Origin of the sequence: Virgibacillus sp. 7505, assembly GCF_002272135.1 — a bacterium.
GTDB lineage: Bacteria > Bacillota > Bacilli > Bacillales > Amphibacillaceae > Terribacillus.
This window is the reverse complement of record NZ_NPBF01000192.1, coordinates 1-268: the sequence shown is the minus strand read 5'-3', so window position 1 is coordinate 268 and position 268 is coordinate 1. Positions and strand designations below refer to the sequence as shown.

Annotated in this window: 1 protein-coding gene; it reads left to right on the top strand. The window is 46.3% G+C overall.

Features of this window, described 5'->3' with window-relative positions:
* Positions 1-253 (top strand): respiratory nitrate reductase subunit gamma (locus CHH91_RS18550; protein WP_141234220.1); only part of this gene is annotated, 253 nt, incomplete at its 5' end.
* Between the last annotated feature and the right edge of the window lie 15 nt (positions 254-268).

Below are 268 nucleotides of genomic sequence, written 5' to 3'. Positions count from 1 at the left end.
CCTTGTCACCAATGCTCTACAGCCGGACTTCAATTACCGTGAGACGGTGTCGGTCTGGTTCCGCCAGCTTTTTCTCTTCCGACCGGACGCGGGTTTAATGACAGACGTGCCGCTGTCATTTAAAATTCATATTACCGCTGGCTTGCTCATTTTTGCGTTGTGGCCGTTTACTAGACTTGTCCATGTATGGAGTGTGCCGTTGAATTATATCGGCAGACGATATATCCTTTATAGAAAGCACCGTAAAATATGAACGTAGCTAAGAGAA